The organism is Bradyrhizobium sp. AZCC 1721 (genome assembly GCF_036924715.1).
GTDB lineage: Bacteria > Pseudomonadota > Alphaproteobacteria > Rhizobiales > Xanthobacteraceae > Bradyrhizobium.
On record NZ_JAZHSB010000001.1, the window covers coordinates 743,951 to 764,086 of the forward strand.

General features: G+C 63.5%; 21 protein-coding genes. 14 read left to right on the forward strand and 7 right to left on the reverse strand.

Going from position 1 to position 20,136, the window contains the following annotated elements; all coding sequences use genetic code 11:
* The first annotated feature begins 14 nt into the window (after positions 1 to 14).
* The 7 genes from V1273_RS03550 (at position 15) to V1273_RS03580 (ending at position 8,302) form a co-directional block, all read left to right on the forward strand.
* The gene (locus tag V1273_RS03550) at positions 15 to 1,265 is read left to right on the forward strand and encodes an NAD(P)/FAD-dependent oxidoreductase (RefSeq protein WP_334408736.1); all 1,251 of its coding nucleotides are present in this window, start codon (positions 15 to 17) and stop codon (positions 1,263 to 1,265) included.
* Positions 1,266 to 1,527: 262 nt separating this feature from the next.
* The gene (locus V1273_RS03555) at positions 1,528 to 2,433 is read left to right on the forward strand and encodes an ABC transporter permease (RefSeq protein ID WP_334408737.1); all 906 of its coding nucleotides are present in this window, start codon (positions 1,528 to 1,530) and stop codon (positions 2,431 to 2,433) included.
* Entirely contained in the window at positions 2,430 to 3,311 is an 882-nt protein-coding gene (locus V1273_RS03560) for an ABC transporter permease (protein WP_334366312.1), read from the forward strand. The genes V1273_RS03555 and V1273_RS03560 overlap by 4 nt, the downstream gene beginning before the upstream one ends.
* A complete protein-coding gene (locus V1273_RS03565) occupies positions 3,308 to 4,285 on the forward strand; it encodes an ABC transporter ATP-binding protein (protein ID WP_334383930.1) in 978 nt (325 codons plus the stop codon). Before V1273_RS03560 ends, V1273_RS03565 begins: the two co-directional genes overlap by 4 nt.
* The gene (locus V1273_RS03570; RefSeq protein WP_334366314.1) at positions 4,282 to 5,232 is read left to right on the forward strand and encodes an ABC transporter ATP-binding protein; all 951 of its coding nucleotides are present in this window, start codon (positions 4,282 to 4,284) and stop codon (positions 5,230 to 5,232) included. Before V1273_RS03565 ends, V1273_RS03570 begins: the two co-directional genes overlap by 4 nt.
* Before the next feature lie 44 nt (positions 5,233 to 5,276).
* The gene (locus V1273_RS03575; RefSeq protein ID WP_334408738.1) at positions 5,277 to 6,806 is read left to right on the forward strand and encodes an ABC transporter substrate-binding protein; all 1,530 of its coding nucleotides are present in this window, start codon (positions 5,277 to 5,279) and stop codon (positions 6,804 to 6,806) included.
* Positions 6,807 to 7,258: 452 nt separating this feature from the next.
* The gene (locus tag V1273_RS03580; RefSeq protein WP_334412162.1) at positions 7,259 to 8,302 is read left to right on the forward strand and encodes a serine hydrolase; all 1,044 of its coding nucleotides are present in this window, start codon (positions 7,259 to 7,261) and stop codon (positions 8,300 to 8,302) included.
* A 19-nt stretch (positions 8,303 to 8,321) separates the two neighbouring features.
* On the opposite strand, the gene V1273_RS03585 is transcribed toward V1273_RS03580, so the two are convergent.
* Both V1273_RS03585 and V1273_RS03590 read right to left on the reverse strand, forming a co-directional pair.
* Entirely contained in the window at positions 8,322 to 9,797 is a 1,476-nt protein-coding gene (locus V1273_RS03585; RefSeq protein ID WP_334408739.1) for an amidase, read from the reverse strand.
* 126 nt (positions 9,798 to 9,923) lie between these two features.
* Positions 9,924 to 10,100 (reverse strand): hypothetical protein, encoded by a 177-nt coding sequence (locus tag V1273_RS03590; protein WP_334408741.1) that lies wholly within the window; start codon positions 10,098 to 10,100, stop codon positions 9,924 to 9,926.
* A gap of 166 nt (positions 10,101 to 10,266) precedes the next feature.
* Between V1273_RS03590 and V1273_RS03595 the strand changes: the two genes are divergently transcribed.
* Both V1273_RS03595 and V1273_RS03600 read left to right on the forward strand, forming a co-directional pair.
* The gene (locus V1273_RS03595; protein WP_334366319.1) at positions 10,267 to 11,073 is read left to right on the forward strand and encodes a transglutaminase-like domain-containing protein; all 807 of its coding nucleotides are present in this window, start codon (positions 10,267 to 10,269) and stop codon (positions 11,071 to 11,073) included.
* A 62-nt stretch (positions 11,074 to 11,135) separates the two neighbouring features.
* Positions 11,136 to 11,384, forward strand: a complete 249-nt coding sequence (locus V1273_RS03600; protein WP_334408742.1) for a hypothetical protein — start codon at positions 11,136 to 11,138, stop codon at positions 11,382 to 11,384.
* A gap of 70 nt (positions 11,385 to 11,454) precedes the next feature.
* Here V1273_RS03600 and V1273_RS03605 read toward each other — a convergent pair whose 3' ends face one another.
* On the reverse strand, positions 11,455 to 11,778 hold the full coding sequence (locus V1273_RS03605) for a hypothetical protein (protein WP_334408743.1): 324 nt from the start codon (positions 11,776 to 11,778) through the stop codon (positions 11,455 to 11,457).
* A 268-nt stretch (positions 11,779 to 12,046) separates the two neighbouring features.
* On the opposite strand from V1273_RS03605, the gene V1273_RS03610 reads away from it, so the two are divergent.
* From V1273_RS03610 to V1273_RS03620, 3 genes are all read left to right on the forward strand, one after another.
* Positions 12,047 to 12,289, forward strand: a complete 243-nt coding sequence (locus tag V1273_RS03610) for a hypothetical protein (protein ID WP_334408744.1) — start codon at positions 12,047 to 12,049, stop codon at positions 12,287 to 12,289.
* Positions 12,290 to 12,676: 387 nt separating this feature from the next.
* Positions 12,677 to 12,874: a hypothetical protein gene (locus tag V1273_RS03615; RefSeq protein WP_334408745.1), complete on the forward strand. Its 198-nt coding sequence runs from the start codon at positions 12,677 to 12,679 to the stop codon at positions 12,872 to 12,874.
* Between the two features lie 335 nt (positions 12,875 to 13,209).
* On the forward strand, positions 13,210 to 13,344 hold the full coding sequence (locus V1273_RS03620; RefSeq protein WP_334366323.1) for a hypothetical protein: 135 nt from the start codon (positions 13,210 to 13,212) through the stop codon (positions 13,342 to 13,344).
* A gap of 99 nt (positions 13,345 to 13,443) precedes the next feature.
* Here the strand turns inward: V1273_RS03620 and V1273_RS03625 are convergent, their stop codons facing one another.
* On the reverse strand, positions 13,444 to 14,412 hold the full coding sequence (locus tag V1273_RS03625; RefSeq protein ID WP_334408746.1) for a VOC family protein: 969 nt from the start codon (positions 14,410 to 14,412) through the stop codon (positions 13,444 to 13,446).
* Positions 14,413 to 15,364: 952 nt separating this feature from the next.
* A complete protein-coding gene (locus V1273_RS03630; protein WP_334408747.1) occupies positions 15,365 to 15,730 on the reverse strand; it encodes a nuclear transport factor 2 family protein in 366 nt (121 codons plus the stop codon).
* 261 nt (positions 15,731 to 15,991) lie between these two features.
* Between V1273_RS03630 and V1273_RS03635 the strand changes: the two genes are divergently transcribed.
* Complete coding sequence (locus V1273_RS03635; RefSeq protein ID WP_442894059.1) at positions 15,992 to 17,125, forward strand: alpha/beta fold hydrolase; 1,134 nt, start codon at positions 15,992 to 15,994, stop codon at positions 17,123 to 17,125.
* Between the two features lie 70 nt (positions 17,126 to 17,195).
* Here the strand turns inward: V1273_RS03635 and V1273_RS03640 are convergent, their stop codons facing one another.
* Positions 17,196 to 17,546 (reverse strand): RidA family protein, encoded by a 351-nt coding sequence (locus tag V1273_RS03640; protein WP_028347975.1) that lies wholly within the window; start codon positions 17,544 to 17,546, stop codon positions 17,196 to 17,198.
* 122 nt (positions 17,547 to 17,668) lie between these two features.
* Complete coding sequence (locus V1273_RS03645) at positions 17,669 to 19,327, reverse strand: FAD-binding dehydrogenase (RefSeq protein ID WP_334408748.1); 1,659 nt, start codon at positions 19,325 to 19,327, stop codon at positions 17,669 to 17,671.
* Between the two features lie 287 nt (positions 19,328 to 19,614).
* On the opposite strand from V1273_RS03645, the gene V1273_RS03650 reads away from it, so the two are divergent.
* On the forward strand, positions 19,615 to 20,085 hold the full coding sequence (locus V1273_RS03650) for a hypothetical protein (protein ID WP_334383924.1): 471 nt from the start codon (positions 19,615 to 19,617) through the stop codon (positions 20,083 to 20,085).
* The last annotated feature ends 51 nt before the right edge of the window (positions 20,086 to 20,136 follow it).

Consider the following 20,136-nt stretch of genomic DNA (forward strand, 5'->3'; position numbering starts at 1 on the left):
TGTTTGGAAAGGCGATGCTGGAAGATAAAGCGGATGTCGTGGTGCTCGGCGCGGGCATCGTCGGGGTATCGACGGCCTTTGCCGCGCGGCAGCGCGGGATGTCGGTCGTACTCGTCGATCGGCGCGAGCCAGGCAGCGAGACCTCATACGGCAATGCCGGCATCATCAGCAGCGGCTCGATCACGCCGCTCAATAATCCATCGCTGTGGACGTCGCTGCCGAAATACCTGACCAACCGCCATGCGGCATTGCGTTGGAATCCGCTTTGGGCGGTGAAGAACGCGGGCTGGGTTGCGCGCTTCTTGGCCAATTCGGCCGCGTCGCGACTTCGGCCGCGCGCGACCGCGCTGCACGGGTTAATCGATGCATCGGCGAAATTGCATCGGGAATGGATCGTGCAAGCGGGAGCGGGACATCGCATTCGCGAGACCGGCTGGCTCAGGGCGTGGCGCAGCGATGCGGTTCTCGCGGCGAAGCAGGAGCAGGCCAAACTGGCTGAATACGGCATCGCCAGCGAATGGCTCGACCGCCAGGCCATCTCCGCGCTCGAGCCGGATATTGTGCCCGTTTATAAAGCGGGCCTGCTGCACACCCAGACCGCCTCGGTCGACTCGCCAGGCGAGGTGGTCAAGGCCTATGCGCGGATGTTCGCGAACGCCGGCGGCCAGGTGAGGCAGGCGGACATCAAGGCGATCCTACCCGACGGCAATGGCTGGCGCGTGGTGCTGGTCGATGGCGAGATTTCGGCGCGGCATGTGGTGGCCGCGCTGGGACCCTGGTCTGCGGATCTGTTGCGGCCGCTCGGCTATCGCGTGCCACTCGCCTTTGAACGCGGCTACCACCGCGAATTCAAGCCGAACCCGGTGCGTGCGTTGCGGCGTCCGATCTATGACATCGACGGCGGCTTCATCATGACGCCGATGGAGCAGGGCATCCGCGTCACCTCAGGCGTCGAACTGACCGATCGCGATGCGCCCTCCTCGTTCGACCAGCTTGACCAGGTGGTTCCGCTCGCGCGCGGCGTCGTGGAGTTCGGCGACGCTGTCGGCGATGCATGGCGCGGCTCACGGCCGACGCTGCCCGATAGCCTGCCGATGATCGGACCAGCGCCTCGGCATGCCGGCCTGTGGCTTGCCTTTGGCAACCAGCACATCGGCTTCACGACCGGTCCCGCAACCGGCGCCGCCATTGCCGCCATGATTGGCGGCGCGTCGCCGCCGTATGACGTTACGCCGTTCGCGCCGGCTCGCTACATTCGAGACTGAGCTGGCGCACCCGGCGCCAAACTGGACTCGTTCGGACTCTTTTGACCGCAAAAGTTGCACCGGACCGGGTGCTTGTCGCATGATTGCAGCCTGCAATGGCACACACATTGCATCGTCGCAACAGGCAGGCGTCGCGTTGGGAAATCGTTGCAATCGTCCCTTGCATGGGACGACAGTTTGGTGACACTTGCCCTTGCTTCGCCGACCCGAGGCATGCGCCTGCGCGCCGGTCGGCGCTGGAGTTTGTTGATGTTGCGTCTGATTGCCGCGGCGTCTTGCTCTCGGTGTGCTGGTCGCGCTGACCGTCATGACGCTTGCATTCCTGCTGACGCGGCTGTCCGGCGACCTTGCGGTTTCGATCGCGGGCCCGCAGGCGACGCAGGCCGACGTCGAAATCGTGCGCAAGGCCTACGGCCTCGACCGCCCGCTCTATGTCCAGTTCTTTGCCTGGACCGGCCGCGCCATGGTCGGTGATTTCGGCCAGAGCTATTTCTTCAAGGACAGTGTGGCGAACCTGATCCAGAAGCGGCTGCCGATCACGCTGACGCTCGGCCTGGTCGGCTTAAGCCTCGCCTTGCTGATCTCGCTGCCGCTCGGCATCCTGGCGGCGCTGCGCGAAAACACCTGGATCGACCGCGGCGTCACCCTGTTCACGATGGTCGGGCAGGCAGTGCCGAGCTTCTGGCTGGCGCTGATTCTGATGATCGTGCTCGGCCTGCAGCTCGGCATCCTGCCCATATCAGGCACCGGCACCTGGCAGCATTTCGTGATGCCCGGCATCGTGCTTGCCTTCACCGCGATCCCGGCGCTGACGCGGCTGACGCGCTCCGGCATGATCGAGGCGATGGCCTCCGATTACATCCGCACCGCCCGCGCAAAAGGCCTGTCGCGGGCGCGCATCATCTTCAAGCACGCGCTGCGCAACGCCGCCATTCCCGTGGTGTCGATCGCGGCGGTCCAGCTCGGCTTCATGCTGGGCGGCTCGATCGTCATCGAAACGGTGTTCGCGCTGCATGGCGTCGGCTATCTCGGCTGGGAGAGCATCGCCAAGAACGATTTCCCTGTCGTGCAGGCGGTGGTGCTGGTGCTGGCCGTGTTCTATATCGGCCTCACGCTCTTGGCCGACATCCTCAATGCGCTGCTTGATCCGAGGCTGAGGACCGGATGAGCGAGCCGATTGCCATTCAGGCGCCGCAGCCTTCGAGCATAGGTAGCTCGCGCATCGGCGCCGCCGGCTTTGCGATCGGGATTGCCATCGTCGCGATCGTCGTCGCGGCGGCGCTCGTCGGCAACGCGCTGGTGCCGCAGGATCCGTTCACCCAGGACCTCGGCAATCGCCTCAAGCCGCCGTTCTGGATGGAGGGCACCCAGCCGGGCCACTGGCTCGGCACCGATCAACTCGGCCGGGATTATCTCGCGCGGCTGGTCTATGGCGCGCGCATTTCGCTCCTGATCGGCATCATGACGGTGATCACGTCGGGGCTGATCGGCATCACGCTCGGCGTGCTCGGTGGGTTTTTCGGCGGCCGCGTCGACGATTTCGTGCTGTTCGCCATCACGACGCGATTGTCGATCCCTGTCGTGCTGGTCGCGCTTGCGGTGGTCGGGCTGATGGGATCGGGCCTCGGGCTCGTCGTCGCCACCCTCGGGCTGTTGTTGTGGGACCGCTTCGCGGTCGTCGCGCGCGCGACCACCATGCAGGTTCGCAACCACGACTACGTCAGCGCGGCCTGGTGCGCCGGCGCCTCGATGCCGCACATCCTGATCAAGGAGATTTTGCCGAACATCGCGAGCCATCTTGCCGTGGTGGCAACGCTAGAGATGGCGCTGGCCATCCTGCTCGAGGCTGCCCTTTCGTTCCTGGGGTTGGGCGTGCCGCCGCCGCTGCCGTCCTGGGGGCTGATGATCGCCGAGGGCAAGGACTACATGTTCTTTTCGCCCTGGGTGATCATGATCCCCGGCGTAGCCCTGGCAGTTTTGGTGCTCGGCATCAATCTGGTCGGCGACGGACTGCGCAATCTGCTCGGCGCGGAGCGGCTGCGATGAGTGCGCTCTTGGACGTGGAGGAGCTTCAGGTAACGTTCGGCCGCACCGCGGCGGTGCGCGGCGCCTCGTTCCGGGTCGAGAGGGGCGAGACTCATTGCCTGGTCGGCGAGTCCGGCTGCGGCAAGTCGGTGACCGCGCTGGCGGTGATGAGCCTGCTCGCCCGCGGCGGCCAGCGTTCGGCGAAACGGATGCGTTTTGCCGGTACCGACCTCACATCGCTGTCGGACCGCGAGATGGCGCGCCTGCGCGGCAACCGCATGGCGATGATCTTTCAGGAGCCGATGACCAGCCTCAATCCGGCCTTCACCATCGGTTCGCAGATGGCGGAGGTGATGACGCGCCACAAGGGCGGCTCGCGCGCGGCGGCCCTCGACCGCGCCGCCGAATTGATGGGCCGCGTCGGCATCACCGCACCTGGCATGCGGCTCGGCCAGTTTCCGCACCAGCTCTCCGGCGGCCTGCGCCAGCGCGTGATGATCGCGATGGCGCTGATGTGCGATCCGGAACTGTTGATCGCCGACGAGCCGACCACCGCGCTCGACGTCACCGTGCAGGCGCAGATCCTGCGGCTGCTCGCCAATCTCAAGCGCGAGCTCGGCCTCTCGATCCTGCTGATCACCCATGACCTCGGTATCGTCGCGCGCGTCGCCGACCACGTGTCGGTGATGTATGCCGGCGAGGTCGTCGAGCGCGCGCCGACTGCGGACCTGTTCCGCGCGCCGCAGCATCCCTACACCCGCGGTCTTCTGTCCTGCGTGCCGGTGCCCGGCCGCGTGCAGCGCGACCGGCCGCTCGGCTCGATTCCCGGCGTTGTGCCGGCGATCGGGCCAGGCTTTGCCGGCTGCGCCTTTCGCTCGCGCTGCGCCCACGCCAATGAAACGTGTACACGCGCGATACCGCGGCGTCGGACGGGCGATGCGCACGATTATCTTTGCCGGCTCGAGCCGGACTGGGCGGAGCTGCAACCCGCATGACCGCCGCGATCGAGGTCGAGAACCTGCGGTGCGAATTCCGCGTCCACACCGGACTGATGTCGGCGGAAAAGCGCGTGGTCGCGGTCGACGATGTCACGTTCAGCGTGCCGGCCGGTAGCGTGCTCGGCATCGTCGGCGAGTCCGGATGCGGCAAGTCCACGCTGGCCCGCCTGATCCTCGGGCTGCTCAAGCCGACGGCGGGAACCGTGCTGGTCGATGGCAAGCGGCTGTTCGACCTCGACCGCAAGGCGCGGGCGCGATTGATCCAGCCGGTGTTCCAGGATCCGTTCGCCTCGCTCAATCCGCGCCGGCGCATCAAGGATATCGTCGCGCTGCCGCTTGCAGCCCAGGGCACTTTCTCGCGCGGCGAGATCGAGCGCCGGGTCGGCGGCATTCTCGAGCGCGTTGGCCTGTCGGCCGCGATGGGCGAACGCATGCCGGCGCAACTCTCCGGTGGGCAACGCCAGCGCGCGGCGATTGCCCGCGCATTGGTGCTGGAGCCGCGGATCGTGATATGCGACGAGCCGACCAGCGCGCTCGACGTCTCGGTGCAGGCGCAGATCCTCAATCTCCTGGCCGACCTGCGCCGCGACCTCGGGCTCACTTACCTTTTCATCAGCCACAATCTCGCCGTCGTCGAGCATGTCGCGAGCGAAGTCGCGGTGATGTATCTCGGCCGTTTCGTCGAGCGGAACGAAACCGACGCGCTGTTTCGCAAGCCCCGCCACCCCTACACCCAGGCGCTCCTGGAAAGCGTGCTGACGCCGGAGCCGGGCAAGGGCGTGCCGGACATTGGTCTCGGCGACGCCATGCCGGATCCGTCCAATATTCCGCCGGGCTGCCGGTTCAACCCGCGCTGCCGCATCGCGGTCGAGCGCTGCCGCCATGAGGCGCCAATGCCCATGGTCCGCCCGCCCCAGGGAATGGTAGAGTGTCATCTGGCATAGGGCGTGCTTCACGCCGCCTGTAAACGCGAATGATGGAGGGCAATATGCGTATGCAAAACAAGCTCGGCGCGGCCATTCTGGCCGTGGTTCTATCGGGAGCCGGTGCGTTGCCCGCTTCCGCGCAGAAATCCGCCGACACGCTGCGGATCGTGATGCGCGACGCGCTGCCCAACATCGATCCCTTCTACAACAATTTGCGCACCGGCGTGGTGATGCACCACCAGGGCTGGGATGCGCTGGTCTACCGCAATCCCGATACGTTCAAGCTGGAGCCGCTGCTCGCAGCCGAATGGAAGCTGCCGGATCCGACCACGATCGAGTTCAGCTTAAGGCCCGGCGTCAAGTTTCATGACGGCAGCCCGTTCACGGCCGACGACGTCGTTTACACCATCAATATCGTCGCCGATCCGGCGAGCCGCGTCTCGACCCCGTCGAATTACAACTGGATCGACAAGGCGGAGAAGACCGGCGACCTTTCGGTGCGCGTCAAGCTGAAGCGGCCGAACCCGGCGGCGCTGGAATATTTCGCGCTGGTGCTGCCGATCTATCCCAAGGCCTATCGCGAGAAGGTCGGCGCAGAAGGTTACGCCAAGGCGCCTGTCGGCGCGGGTCCCTACAAGGTGACGAAGGTCGAGCCCGGCGTCTCCATCGACTTCGAGCGCTTCGAGGACTACTGGGCCGGCAGTCCCAAGGGGAAGCCTGCGATCAAGAAGATGAGTGTGCGCTTCGTGCCGGATGCCGGCACCGAGATGACCGAATTGCTCGCCGGCCGCGCCGACTGGATCTGGAACATGAACCCGGACCAGCTCGAGCCCGTGAACCGGATGCCGCATCTGCAGGCGGTGCGCAAGGAATCGATGCGGATCGGCTTTCTCTCGATGGATGCGGGCGGCCGCACCGGCGCCGACAATCCCCTGACCAAGCTCAAGGTGCGGCAGGCGATCTGGCACGCGATCGACCGCAAGGCGATCGCCGACAAGCTCGTCACCGGTGGTAGCCGCGTTCCGGCTGCGCCCTGCTTCCCCTCGCAGTTCGGCTGCGATGCCGAAGCCGCGGTGGCCTACACCTACGATCCGGCCAAGGCCAAGCAGCTTCTCGCCGAGGCCGGTTATCCCGATGGATTCGACGTCGAGCTTGCCAGCTACGTGCTGCCGCAATGGGGCTCCTCGGTGCAGAACTATCTGCACGCGGTCGGCATCCGTGCCAAGCTCAACCAGCTCCAGACCGCGGCGCTGATCCAGCGCGCCAAGGCCGGCGAACTCAGGATGTATCTCGGAAGCTGGGGCAGCTATTCGATCAACGACGTCTCGGCCATTCTGCCGAACTACTTCGATGGCGGCGCCGACGACTATGCGCGCGATTCCGATGTGCAGAAATGGCTGCTTCAGGGCGGTTCATCCATCAACCCGGAGGTGCGCAAGGAGGCCTATTCGGCGGCGATCAAGAAGATCACCGAGCAGGCCTACTGGGCGCCGCTGCACACCTATGTAACGACCTACGGCCACTCCAAGCAGCTCGATTTCACGCCATACCCGGACGAACTGCCGCGGTTCTATCTGGCGAAGTGGAAGTAGAGCTGGCGGGTTGCCCGGAGAAAGCAGCGATGGAGCGGGATGACGATTCGAAGATCAGTCATCCCACTCCACACCATCAAGCGGGCAGCACGCCCAGACTGACTGCAACGAACGCAGGTCCGTTGACGGCGGCGTGCAGGGCGATGTCCACGGTGGCGTTCCTTGAAAACTTCGGAGGGCGCTTCATCAAATGACCGTGTCCTTGAGGAGCGATTGCAGGAACAGCGCGTTTCGGTTGGGAGCATAACCCGGGGATCACCACTACCGCGCGGACCTGTCATGTTGTTTCCATCAATCATCGCATCGCTCGGCTGACAACAGCGGCTGGCGATTTCGCGGTACATCTCCAAATGGCAACGGCTTCGATCAGATGGTGGTGTCGCGCTGCAGGGCTGACCTTTCTGCTTGCCTGCCTGTCCGGCTCGGCGCCAGTTGGCATTGCCGACCCTGATATGGAATCGCGGGTTCGAGACCTCGTGGCAGGCCACCTCGCCCCCGAAGCGACGGCTGATCATCCGGGCGGGGCCGCATCCGCAGTTTACATCGCAGGCCGCGTGGAGTTTTTTAATTACGGCTTCGCGGATCAAGCCAGGAAAACGACAATCACGTCGGACTCGCTGTTCAATATCGCGTCCATGCGCAAGGTGTTTGAAGCTACGCTGGTGGCGCTCGGAACGCTTCGTGGCGAACTGAGGTTGGACGATCCCATCGACAAATACGTCACCGAATTGCGGGGGGACTATATTCGTCGGGTCACGATCGGCGAGCTTGCAAGCCATACGTCCGGCCTGCTGCTGGCAACGGATCATCCGCCCTGGCCCAACGAGACGTACTCGTTGGCCGAGTTTCTCGACATGCTCAACGCCTGGACTCCCCATGCGGGCGAGCAGCCGGGCAGGCAGCGCGTCTACACGCACGCCGGCTATGTGCTGTTGCAGCTCGCGCTCGAGCGTCGGTATGGGCTTCCAATCAAGGAACTGGTCGAAACCCGCATCCTGAAGCCTCTCGGCATGAACTCGACGCTGCTTCCGGACCGCGGGCCGGACAATCGCGCCATCATGAGTCCGGAGTTCATGCAGCGCGCCGTCCAGGGCTATTCCGAGGACGGAACGCCAATCGGGCCGCCGGGTAACCAACAGAGCTATTATCATTTCGCCGGGACCGGACAGATGTTCTCGTCGGCGAGGGATCTGGCGATCTTCCTTGCTGCCTGTGTCGACGGCAGAGCGATCGATCCGCAGTTGCGCGAAGCCTTGCAGATCACGCAGCGCGAGATGTTCCGTGTGAGCGAGATGTTTGGACAGGCGATGGCCTGGGAGAATGTCGACGTCGACGGGATAAGCATCGTCGACAAGCCGGGCGGTCTCAACAACGCATCGGCCTATATGGGGCTGGTCCCCGCGCGAAAGATCGGCATGCTCCTGCTCGCCAACCGCGCCAACTTTCCGACAGAAATGGCTCGCTACCGTATACTTCCGGCGCTATCCCGAATGTAGATGGTGCCGAGCGCGCCGTTCAATCGCTCGTCACATGCACGCCAGCCCTTTGCCCCGCATTCCACTTGCCGCCGATCGCGCGCTCGATCTGCGCCGCGAGCTGCAACAATAAGCCGTCATTGGCCTGCTTGGCGATGGCCTGGATGCCGAGCGGCAGACCGTGCTCGTGGGTGGCAAGCGGCAGCGAGATCGCCGGGATGCCGCAGAGATTGGCGAGCGGCGTAAAGGCAAAATTGCGCCAGAGATTGCCGAACCAGTCCAGCACGTCGGGATTGTCGCTGATCGTGAGATACTCGGTCGTGCCGACCTTCGGCGTCGGCAGCGCGGTGATCGGCGTTAGTATAATATCCCACTCCTCGAAGAACGCGCCGAAGCCGCGCGAGGTCGTGTTGAACACCGCCTGCATGCGCGCTCGGTCCGCGTAGGACGTGTGCCGGCCACGCTCCCAGATCCGGATGTTGATCGGCTCGATCAGATCTTCCGGCGGCTGTTCTAGGCCGCGCGCCGCCAGCATGTTGGAGATGACGACGGAAAAGTTGCTGATATAGCAGGTGGTCTGCGCCGCGAAGGCCTCACCATAGTCCAGATCCGGCAGGGCGTAATCGACATCATGGCCGAGGCCCTCGAGAAAGCGCCCGGCTTTCTGCAGCTCGGCTGCGATATGCGGTGTCGCGCGATAATCACCCCACTGATACGACAGCGCGATTTTCAGCCGGGCAGGATCGCGTGTGATCATCCGCGTATACGGCTCCGGCGGACTCCAGAACGGCATGAATTCGCCCGGCGCCGGACCGCGGCAGGCGTCGACGAAGGCCGCGGTATCGCGCACCGTGCGCGACTGGCAGCCTTGAATCGAGACCAGCCCGCTCAAATCGGAGAGGAGCGGCGACAGCGAGAACACGCCGCGCGAGACTTTCAGCCCGATATTGCCGTTGACGCCGGCGGGAATCCGGATCGAGCCGCCGCCGTCGGTCGCGTGCGCGATCGGCACCGCGCCGGCGGCGACCATCGCAGCGCTGCCGGCCGACGATCCGCAGGTGGTGTAGTCGGTATTCCAGGGATTGCGCGTGACATAGACGGCGGGATTGTCGGCCGAGCTGCAGACGCCGAATTCCGGCGTCGTGGTGCGTCCGATCACATTGAGCCCGGCTCCGCGCATCTTCTTGGTCATGAATGTATCGGCCGTGGCGCGATTGCCGCGCATGTAGAGCGAGCCCATCTCCTGCAGCCGACCCTTCAGCGTCGGACCGAGGTCCTTCATCAGGAACGGAAGTCCGGCAAACGGACCATCGAGATTGGTACCGTCGGTGGCGGGATCTGCGACCGCATCCTCGAACACTTCGACGACGGCCGAGAGTGGGGGATCGACCTTGGCGATGGCGGCGGCGGCCTGCGCCGCCAAATCCTTGGCCGTCAGCTCGCCCTTCGCGACACGCGCAGCCAGCGCCACGCCATCGTGCTGCGCCCACTCGTCCCAGCTCATCGGCAAATTCATGCAATCGGTCCCCTCGGAAAATAGCTCGGACATTAGAACATGATTGGGAAAAGGCGGAACTGTTTTTCACCGGCCCGCAGATAGGTTCAATGTGATCTTCCCGCCGGCCGATGAGCGGCTGCGTCTTCAGGAACGGAAATCTATGCTGCGCACGATGATGCCGGGAGGAGTGCCTTCAAACTCTCGGGCCAGGAATTTGCGGGACACGCATGCGTCGATCCGGTCCTGCAGCCGCGCGAACTGTTCCTCGCGCGGATCTGCCGGCGTGCGTGGCACGCGTTCAAGATTGTTGCGGCCGAACATCTGTTTGTTCAGCTCGCCTCTCCCGAGAGCCGGGTGAGGTCGGCAATCTCAGCGCATATCGGTTTCCTTGGCGCCCGCCGCATTTGGTCGAATAAGCCAGTCAACGCCTTGTATTCGCTGGCTTCGTAGCCACTTCGAGCAGGCAGCTGCCGGAAAGGGCTTTCGAGTGAAGATTCGCGTCGGATTCGAAATGATCTACGATTTCCCGCAGCCGACGCCGATGATCATGGTGCTGGGCACGCACTTCACCCGTGCGTCCGACATCATCGTGCCGGATTTCCTCACCACCGACCCAGTCGTTGAGATCACCCCCTACCGCGACATGTTTGGCAATTGGTGCAGCCGCATGGTTGCGCCCGCCGGCCGCGTGCGTCTTGCGGCCGACGGCGTCGTTCGCGACAGCGGTCTGCCAGATCCGGTGTTTACTTCCGCCGTTCAGCACGCGATCGAGGATCTGCCCGCGGACACTTTGGTCTATCTGCTCGGCAGCCGTTATTGCGAGACCGACCGGCTTTCGGAAATCGCCTGGCAATTGTTCGAGAAGAAGCCGCCGGGCTGGGCGCGAGTCCAGGCGATCTGCGATTTCGTCCATCATCACATCGCCTTCGGATATGAGTATGCTCGCGCCAGCAAGACGGCGTGGGAGGCTTACCAGGAAGGCAAGGGCGTCTGCCGCGACTACGCCCATCTTGCCGTTGCGTTCTGCCGCTGCATGAACATTCCCGCGCGCTATTGCACGGGCTATCTCAGCGACATCGGCACGCCAAAGCCATGGGCTGCAGGCGATTTCGCCGGTTGGTTCGAAGCCTATGTCGGTGGGCACTGGCGTACTTTCGATCCGCGCAGCAACGTGCCAAGGATCGGTCGCATCCTGATTGCGCAGGGGCGCGACGCTTCCGACGTGCCGATCACCCAGACCTTTGGGCCAAACACATTGGTCGGCTTCAAGGTCTGGACCGACGAGGTTGCGTGACGACGGTCGCCGCGCATCGACCTGCTTGATTTGAACTGCGACCAATCGGGAAAGGAACTCGGATGAAAACGACTCTCGCCGTGCTGGCACTATGCGCATTTGCGCCGGGCGCTCTTGCCGCAGCGCCAGAGTGCCGCGCGATCGAAAACGCCAATGCGCGCCTGTCGTGCTATGACGCCACGTATCCTCCGAAAATGGAAAAATCCGTAGTCTCTGAAAAAGACTCGTCGCGAGCCGCCTACAAAGATCCCTTCAGCGCAGAAGACGCCAAGACCAACGCCAAGCTGAAGAATATCTGCCGCGGTTGCTGAGATGGAGGCGCCCCGGCCGGTAGAGGGCTTTTTCTTCGCACAGGCGATAACGGCGCGACAGCCAGCTTTGCTAGCTCAACAATGTACGCACCCTCATGGCGGCATCGTGGATCTCGACCTGAAGCATCGGATAAGCGGTCTTTAGCTTTCGACCGGCGACCTCGGCAGCCTCGATCGCGTCAAACTCCGACTTGAAATGGCCGTCGACAATCGTCGCGAATCCTTCGGTCGGAGGCCTGTCGGCCCGCACTGATTTCTTCGGTTCTGGCTCTTCAACTGAAAGCAGGGGTTTCTTCATCATTATTCCTTTCGCGTTCACCGCGATTATTTGATCTGCGTGGAAGCTGGTTTCAAAAGCCGCGGCTGGCGCATCGTGATGCGTGTCCTCCGTCATTGCGGCGTTACCACTGGACAATAACTGCTCCAGCGATCAGGAGACCAAGAACAACTGGTACCAGGATTGGAGGTACCAGCCACTCTCGCAGATCGAATTGTTGGCTGGTGGACACATTAACCGCCCGTCGTGTGGCGGGAGTACAAGACTCTCAGTCACCGATAGCAGCCAATGAAGGGGCGGTGATGCGTATAGCAGACGCTCTTTCCATGACGATGTCGAGGGAAATCCCAACGCGCGGTGCGACCCGCACTCCTAAGGAGAGCCCATGGCTCGCGAAACAAGCTACTTCGTTCAGGCATTCGATGCCGGCCGGGGAGGAAACCTGAAAGCGGGCGTTCCGATAGCCTGCAAAACGGCAACTGGCGCGCTTCGCACCGCGCAGCGGCTGGCCGAGAGCAAGCTCGGTGTTGTTGCCTTCTCATCCACCGGTGACCCTGAGATGGGCGACTATGACGACGAGCCGACGGTCATCTTCCGCAAGGGAGAGCTGCCATCGGCCTTCGACTGAGATAGGTCCGGCAACTTTCCGCGGATCGGGCCATGTAGATCGCCTCGAGTTGGACGCGACGGGACTACGTCAGCGTCCCTTCCGTGGTCGCGCTCGAGGTTGGGATCTCGAGGTTGGGATAAGGTCAAGTGCGAGCATCGCCACCGGCAGGCGCTCGCGGTTGTCTCCGCGGCGTTTTAGCGCTCGCTATTGCCGCGACGCGAGCCTAGAGTTGATTATCACCGCGTTTCCCACGGCGTCTATCGGTGATTGAGGGCTAGCAAAGCTCACGCCCGACGAACGGAGCGCTTTTGTTGTCCCAAGGTTGCTTGGCTGCCGACCGGACCGTCCCGCTGGCAATCGTTCCGCCGCTTCTTCCATTGTTGGTATCGGCCGTGGCATTCCTGCATGGATAGGACGAGCGGACTGCATTACCTGATCAGCGGCAACAATCAGTTTGGCCGGGTCAATCTTAGCCGTGCGGCGGCGCGGGCTGCCGTCAAGAAGGCAAAGGAGCTTTTGCAGGAAGGTTATTTGGACGTGAGGATATCCACGCCCCGGGGCCGGATCCTGTTGTCTGATGAGTTCGATCAGCTTGAAGAATAGCGGGGCGCCCACAACAGGTCCGGGAGGCAAGCCATGAGCAGACCCTTCAAGACCGCCGATGAGCTCCAGGATATGATTGTCGAGCAGGCAAGGATTCTCCATGGTCCCTGGCCTTCGGGGATGACGATGTTTGTTTTCGACGATGCTTACGGATGGAGCGCGAGCATCAGTCGGCCAGCGTCAGAGGGCGACAATTTCTATCGCACCCGCACGCTCGATTTGGTCAGGACGTTGAAGGTCAGATATGATCTAGACGCGCCTCGGCTCTAGTCGACGACGATACCTAGCCGAATCTGCATTGGTTTCGGCATCACCATCAACCCACGGAGATCGACATGGCTAAAGGCGAGCAAAGAGGCAATCGGGAAGCCAAGAAACCCAAGAAGGAGAAGATCAAGGTAATTGCTGCAGCACCGAGTCAGAAGGCCGGAGGCTGGCAGCCAACCTCAGGTTCCGGCAAGAAGAAATAAAGTTCGGTGCTCATTGGTGGGGAGAAACTGGATCTTCTCCCGCGGGTGCATGGCCTATGGGGGCATGCTGAACGGGTTAACCGACGATCGCACCCAGCATCAAACCCTTATCAAACGCACCTTCGTCCCCCAGGGATCGGCCGTCTCGATGCCGTTCGTAATCGCTGCTGCCGGCGCGCCCGCCTGTCGCAGGCGCTGCTGCTGGGCCTGCAGGATTTCCTCCGATGCGACCTCGAGCGAAAACCATGCAAGTCCCGTGGCCGCATCATCCCGCCGGCCGGCGCCGGCGCTCTGCCAGACATTGATGCCGAGGTGATGGTGATAGCGCCCCGACGACAGGAACGCGGCGCCGGTGCGCTTGCGAGTCGGGTCGAAGCCGATGGCGCCGCCATAGAAGCGGTCGGCCTGTTCGAGGTCGCCGACGCGCAGGTGCATGTGGCCGATGCGAAGGCCGTCGGGCGCCCCGGCATAGTTGGAGATGCGCGGATTCGTCAGCGTCAGCAGACCGTCGATATCAAGCGGGTCGGTCGCCATCGCGACCGTGCCGCCATCCCATTTCCAGCTTTCGGGCGCGCGGTCGGCGTAGACCTCGATGCCGTTGCCTTCGGGATCGTCGAGATAGACGGACTCGCTGACGAGGTGATCGGCAAACCCGGAGAGCGGCACCTTATTCGTTGCGGCGTGCACCAGCCAGCGCGCGAGATCCTTGCGGGTCGGCATCAGGAAGGCGGTGTGATAGAGGCCCGCGGCATTCCGCGCCTCGCTGGCAGCGCCCGCGCGCAGGGTGAGATCGAGCAGCGGCACGCCGCCCGCGCCGAGACGGGCGCCGGTAGCCGTGCGCTGCAAGATGGTGAGCCCGATGGCGTCGCGATAGTAATTGGTGACGAGATCGAGGTTACGCACGCGCAAGGTCACCATGCCGATCCGCATCGGCGTACGGTTGGCGAAGGTCGGCCCGGCAGCGCCGTCAGCCGCTCCTTCCGCCAGCGCTGCCGCCGTGGCGGCCGCGCTCAACGACGAGGCGCCGGCCAGGTGAAGGAGGGTGCGGCGGGTCAGGTCGATGCTCATGACAGCTCCGTTTCTCGATCGGCTCAGCGAAGCAAATCCCGCGCCGGTTCTATGCTCCGCAACGTCGCAACAGGGGCCGGCCGGACCATCGTTGCAGCAGAACGTTTTGCTCCGAGCAAGCTATTTTTCAGCCACCCCACGGTGCCTGATTTGCCTAGCGCGCAAGCGCAATCACGATGCACTGCTGCGACAAATCAACACGACAGGCAAATCACTTCCGATTTTCCGAAATCGTGTCAAGCCCGGGAATCAAAAAATATTCCGCTTCACGTGAGAGGCAAATCAGCCGCATAACTCCGCCCGTCTCACCCATTGAGGGGCGCTCGCGATCGTCACGAACGTGCGGTGGGATGCGATGGACGCTGAATGCGCGATAGACGTTGCGCGCCTGACGCGTACGGCGAAGTCGTGTGGTTCGGGCACCGCGGTGCCGGCGTTAAGCTGCGTGAAACTATTTGCGCAGCGACGGAGGCAAAAGAGCCGTTCTCCGGGGAGCACGAAGTAAGCCGTAAAGCCATTGCGCAGGGAAGGCCGGGATGCTCCCGCTGTACCTGTATGCTCGTGTGCGTGTTCTTGATGCGCAATGGCACACGAGACCGCGGGTGCAGCAAGCACCCGGTCTTCCCTGCGCCCTCTGAATGGAGAGGGCGGGAAGTTACAGCAAACCTCGGGCGCATCGTGCCGCGAGAACGCGGAGTCATGTTTGTATCGCCTATCCCCATCTCCGTCGTCCCTGCGAACGCAGGGACCCATACGCCGCGGCGGATATTGTCTTGCGCGGATGGTCGACGACTTTCCCTCAACGATCAGCAGCGGTGGTTATGGGTCCCTGCGTTCGCAGGGACGACAAGTTGAGGGGTTCTCGCCTCTATTGCGTCGTCCCTGCTTCGCGGAGCCTGTCGTCGGGCTTCGCCGAAGGCGACACCCGGTGGCGGAGACGACGGTCGGCCGGCTACGCCGCCGCCGGCACCTGATCGAGGAAGCCGGTGATGCTGCGGATGCGGCCGTCGCGGAGGACTGCGAAATCCGTTCCCTTGATCGGGCTGTCGCCGCCGTCGGGGCCGAGGCCCCAGGAGAAGCGGACGTGGTCGCCAAAGCCATTGGGCTCGCCGATCAGCCTGAACCTGAAATCCGGAAACTTTTGCTGCACGCCCGCGATCAGCGCGTCCACGCCGTCATGGCCATCGCCCGACATCAGCGGGTCGACATAGCGGGCGTCACTGGTCCAGTTCTGGCTGAGAATTTCGCGGCGGCGGCTTGGCGCCCGCTCGTTCCACAGATCGATGTAGCTGCGGGCAATCTTGTTGACGTCGGTCATCATGCTCTCCTTCGTTCCGGCCGAATGGGCCGGCTGACCGACTATCGAAAAATCCGACGCGCCAATCGATTACCTCAGAGGTCAAGGATTTCGATTTTTGGCAATCATGCATCTTGCGGATGCGGTGCTGACCTATTTCCGACGATCGATCAGGCTAGGGCCTGCGCCGGATCTGGCGTAAAAGCATGCGACCTCGGCTCTTGCCGTCCTCACCATGGTGGGACGATCAATCGGGGAACGGGTGTGGCAGAGAAACCCAAGATGCCGGAGACGACGGAGCAGCATGCGGGCGCCGATTGGGCGCAGCAGGTATGGCTGTGGCCGCTGGAAGCGACGCGATTGGCGCTCGACAGCTACGCGCAATGGTTCGCCGATCCCAAGCCCGCGCCTTCCCGCGCCCCGGAGCAGATGCCGCTGGCCTGGACCACGCCAAACGTCGTGGCGCTGCAACTTCCGTCGATGCGGCTGCGGGCGTTTTCGCGAGGCAATGCGGGGCAGCCGGTGCTCGTTTGCGCGCCCTATGCGCTGCACGGCGCGCTGGTCGCGGACTTCGCGCCGGGCCACAGTTTGGTAGGAGCGCTGCAACGAGACGGCATGAACCGCATCTATGTCACGGACTGGCGCTCGGCCACGCCGGAAATGCGCCATCTGTCGATCGACAATTATCTTGCCGAACTCAATGTGGCGATCGACGAGATCGGCGCGCCGGTCGATCTTGTCGGCCTGTGCCAGGGCGGGTGGCTGTCACTGGTCTACGCCGCTCGTTTCCCCGGCAAGGTGCGGCGGCTGGTGCTCGCCGGTGCGCCGGTCGATGTTTCCGCGCCGTCAGAACTCTCGAAGATGGTGGCCGCACTTCCGCATGCGGCTTTCGAGCAGATGGTGCAGCAGGGTGAAGGGATCGTGAACGGCGAGCACATGCTGCGGTTCTGGAACATTCCATTCAGCCAGCATGACGTCGAAGCCGTGCTGCAAAGGAATCTTCGCGATGGATCGGACGAGGCGCGCATGCTGCTGGACCGTTTCAAGCGCTGGGATCGTGAGACGCTGGATCTGCCGGGAGCCTATTATCTCGAGGTGACCGGCCGGGTTTTTCGCGAGAACCAGATCGCTGAAGGGCGTTTCGTCGCGCTCGGCCGCAGGATCGATCCTGCTGAGGTGCGCGTGCCGGTCTTCCTGCTGGCGGGAGAGAACGACATCGTCGTCCCGCCCGATCAGGCGTTCGCAACCGCGCGGCTTTTGGGCGCGCCGCAAGCATGGCTGGAACGGGCCTCCGAGCCATGCGGTCATCTCAGCCTTTTCATGGGGCGCAGGGCCTTGCGCCATTCCTGGCGCCGGATTGCCCGGTGGCTTCAGGCTGATATCGGCGATGTCGCGGGCGCACGGATCAGCGCGTGAGAGGCAGATGAAAATGCCCCGGATTGTGCCTGCAATCCGGGGCAACAAGACGGTTAGCGGCTGACCGACGTTACTTCGCCGCGACGACCATGATCTCGACGTTGTACTGCGGGGCGGCGAGCTTGGCCTCGACGGTCGCGCGCGCCGGCGTGTTGCCGGCCGAGACCCAGCCATCCCACACCGCGTTCATCTCGGGAAAGGTCTTCATGTCGGTGATGTAGATCGTGGCCGACAAGAGCTTCGACTTGTCGGTGCCGGCCTTGGCGAGATGGCCGTCGATGATCGAGAGAATGTCCTGAGTCTGCTCGGTCACGCTCTTGCCGGCGGCCTTGCCGGCAACGACGCCGGCGAGATAGACGGTGTTGCCGTGGACGACGGCCTGGCTCATGCGAGGTCCGGTTTCGAAGCGCTGGATGGTCATATTGTTTCTCCTGATAGGGGGCGGCGGTTACTTAGCGCGCTCGTGTCCCATGCGCCACTGCGTTATTTGCATTGAGATTGGAGCCGCCATGCCGCGACAAGCCCGGCCATCACGTCGAGAAATCAGGAAGCCGCTTTTGCCGCCGCGCGTCCCGCATTCCTCCCCGAGAACAGGCAACCGCCGAGGAAGGTGCCTTCCAGCGAACGGTAGCCATGCATGCCGCCGCCACCGAATCCGGCGGCTTCGCCGGCGGCGTACAGGCCCCTGATAATCTCGCCGTCGGTGCTGAACACGCGCGAGTCGAGGTCGGTCTCGAAACCGCCCAGTGTCTTGCGCGTCAATATGTTGAGCTTCACCGCGATCAGCGGGCCGTGTTCGGGGTCGAGAATTTTGTGCGGCTTTGCGGTGCGGATCAATTTGTCGCCGATGTAGCGGCGCGCATTGTGCAGGTTCATTACCTGCGCGTCCTTGACATAGGGGTTGGTGATCTCGCGGTCGCGCGCCTCGATCTGCGCCTTGATGTGATCGTGCTTGAGCAGGTCGTTGCCGGCGAGCGCGTTCATCGCGCTGACGAGGTCGCCGAGATTGTCGCGCACGATGAAGTCGGCGCCGTTCTGCTTGAATGCTTCCACCGGCGCCGGTGCCCCCTTGTTGGTGGCGCGCTTGATCGTCATGCGCCAGCTCTTGCCCGTGAGGTCGGGATTCTGCTCGGAGCCGGAGAGCGCGAACTCCTTTTTGATGATGCTCTGGGTCAGGATGAACCACGAGTAATCGTAGCCGGTCGACATGATGTATTGCAGTTGGCCGAGCGTGTCGGAGCCGGGGAAGAGCGGCGCGGGCAGGCGCTTGCCCGTGGCGTCGAACCACATCGAGGAGGGGCCGGGCAGGATACGGATGCCGTGGCGCGGCCAGATCGGGTTCCAGTTCCGGATACCCTCGACATAGTGCCACATCCGGTCGCGGTTGATCAGCCGCGCGCCGGCGGCCTCGGTGATGCCGATCATGCGGCCGTCGACATGTTCGGGCACGCCGGAGATCATGAATTTCGGCGGCTCGCCCAGACGCTTCGGCCAGTTCTGCCGGACCATGTCGTGATTGCCGCCGATGCCGCCCGAGGCGACGATCACGGCGTGCGCACGCAGCGTGAAATCGCCGATGACCTGGCGCGATGAGCTCTTGCCGCGCTCGACGCTGTCGGGCTCGAGCACCGAACCGCCGACCCCTTCGACCGCGCCGTTCGCCATCATGAGTGTGTCGACGCGGTGGCGGAACTTGAACGTTAACCGGCCATTTTTTTGCGCTTCGCGCGCACGGCGCTCGAACGGCTCGACGATGCCGGGGCCGGTGCCCCAGGTGACGTGAAAGCGCGGCACCGAATTGCCGTGGCCCATCGCGTCATAGCCGCCGCGCTCGGCCCAGCCGACCACCGGAAAAATACGGTGGCCCATCGCGCGCAGCCATTCCCGCTTCTCGCCGGCCGCGAACGCGACATAGGCTTCCGCCCATCGCTTCGGCCAATGGTCGTCGTCGCGGTCGAAGCCCGCGGTGCCCATCCAATCCTGCAAGGCAAGATCAAACGAATCCCTGATGCCCAGCCGGCGCTGTTCGGGAGAATCGACCAGAAACAATCCGCCGAACGACCAAAAGGCTTGTCCGCCAAGGCTTTGTTCGCCTTCCTGGTCGACGACAATGACGCGTTTGCCGGCGTCTGCGATCTCCGTCGCCGCGACCAGTCCCGCCAAGCCACCGCCGACCACAATTACGTCTGCATCGTCAGCCATCGTTTCCTCCCCCACGCCGTTTTTGATTCAAGCCCGCGTCCTCGCGCGCGGTCAACGGCAAACGGATTCTTGCCTGCGGCTGCGTCGCCATCTCGGCAAGAGTCGTTTGTTCCAGTTTGGGACCTTTACGCGCAGAGGGTGCAGCGGCCAAGCAACACTTAATTTGAATTTGTTTTGACCTGCTGTGGCTGCCTAGACAAAATCACGATCTCAAACGACGCTACACCACGTCTTGCATCACGAAGACGATCAGATTCGGTTTCGATATTTTTGAACTGGGGCGGGATATGAAGCTGGTGACGGGGTTGCTTGCCGCGGTGCTGCTGCTGGCGGGAATGGGGGCGAGCCAGGCGGTGGTGCGGATAGCCGACGATCGCGGCGGCCGGATCGGCACCTATGTTGACAGATACCAGGGCTTACGCACCTCAGGCGAAACCGTGATCATCGACGGCCTGTGCGCCTCGGCCTGCACCATCGTGCTCGGCGCGGTTCCCCATGACCGGATCTGCGTTACCTCGCACGCCAATCTCGGCTTCCATGCCGCCTGGGATTTCGGCGCCAACGGCCGTGCCATCACCAACCCCGAAGCAACCCAGATGCTGTATTCGATGTATCCGCCGCCGGTACGGAGGTGGATCGCGGCGCGCGGTGGCCTGACCCAGCGCATGCTCTTCCTGCGCGGCAAGCAGCTTCAGGCGATGTACAGGCCCTGCTATCTCGACGCCCAGGCCTCCTCGAACAAGCCTGCCTCGCGCTGAACCAGCGCAGCCGTTTCGCCAAAAAGTAACGCGGTGGCCGGGCCCGTCCCG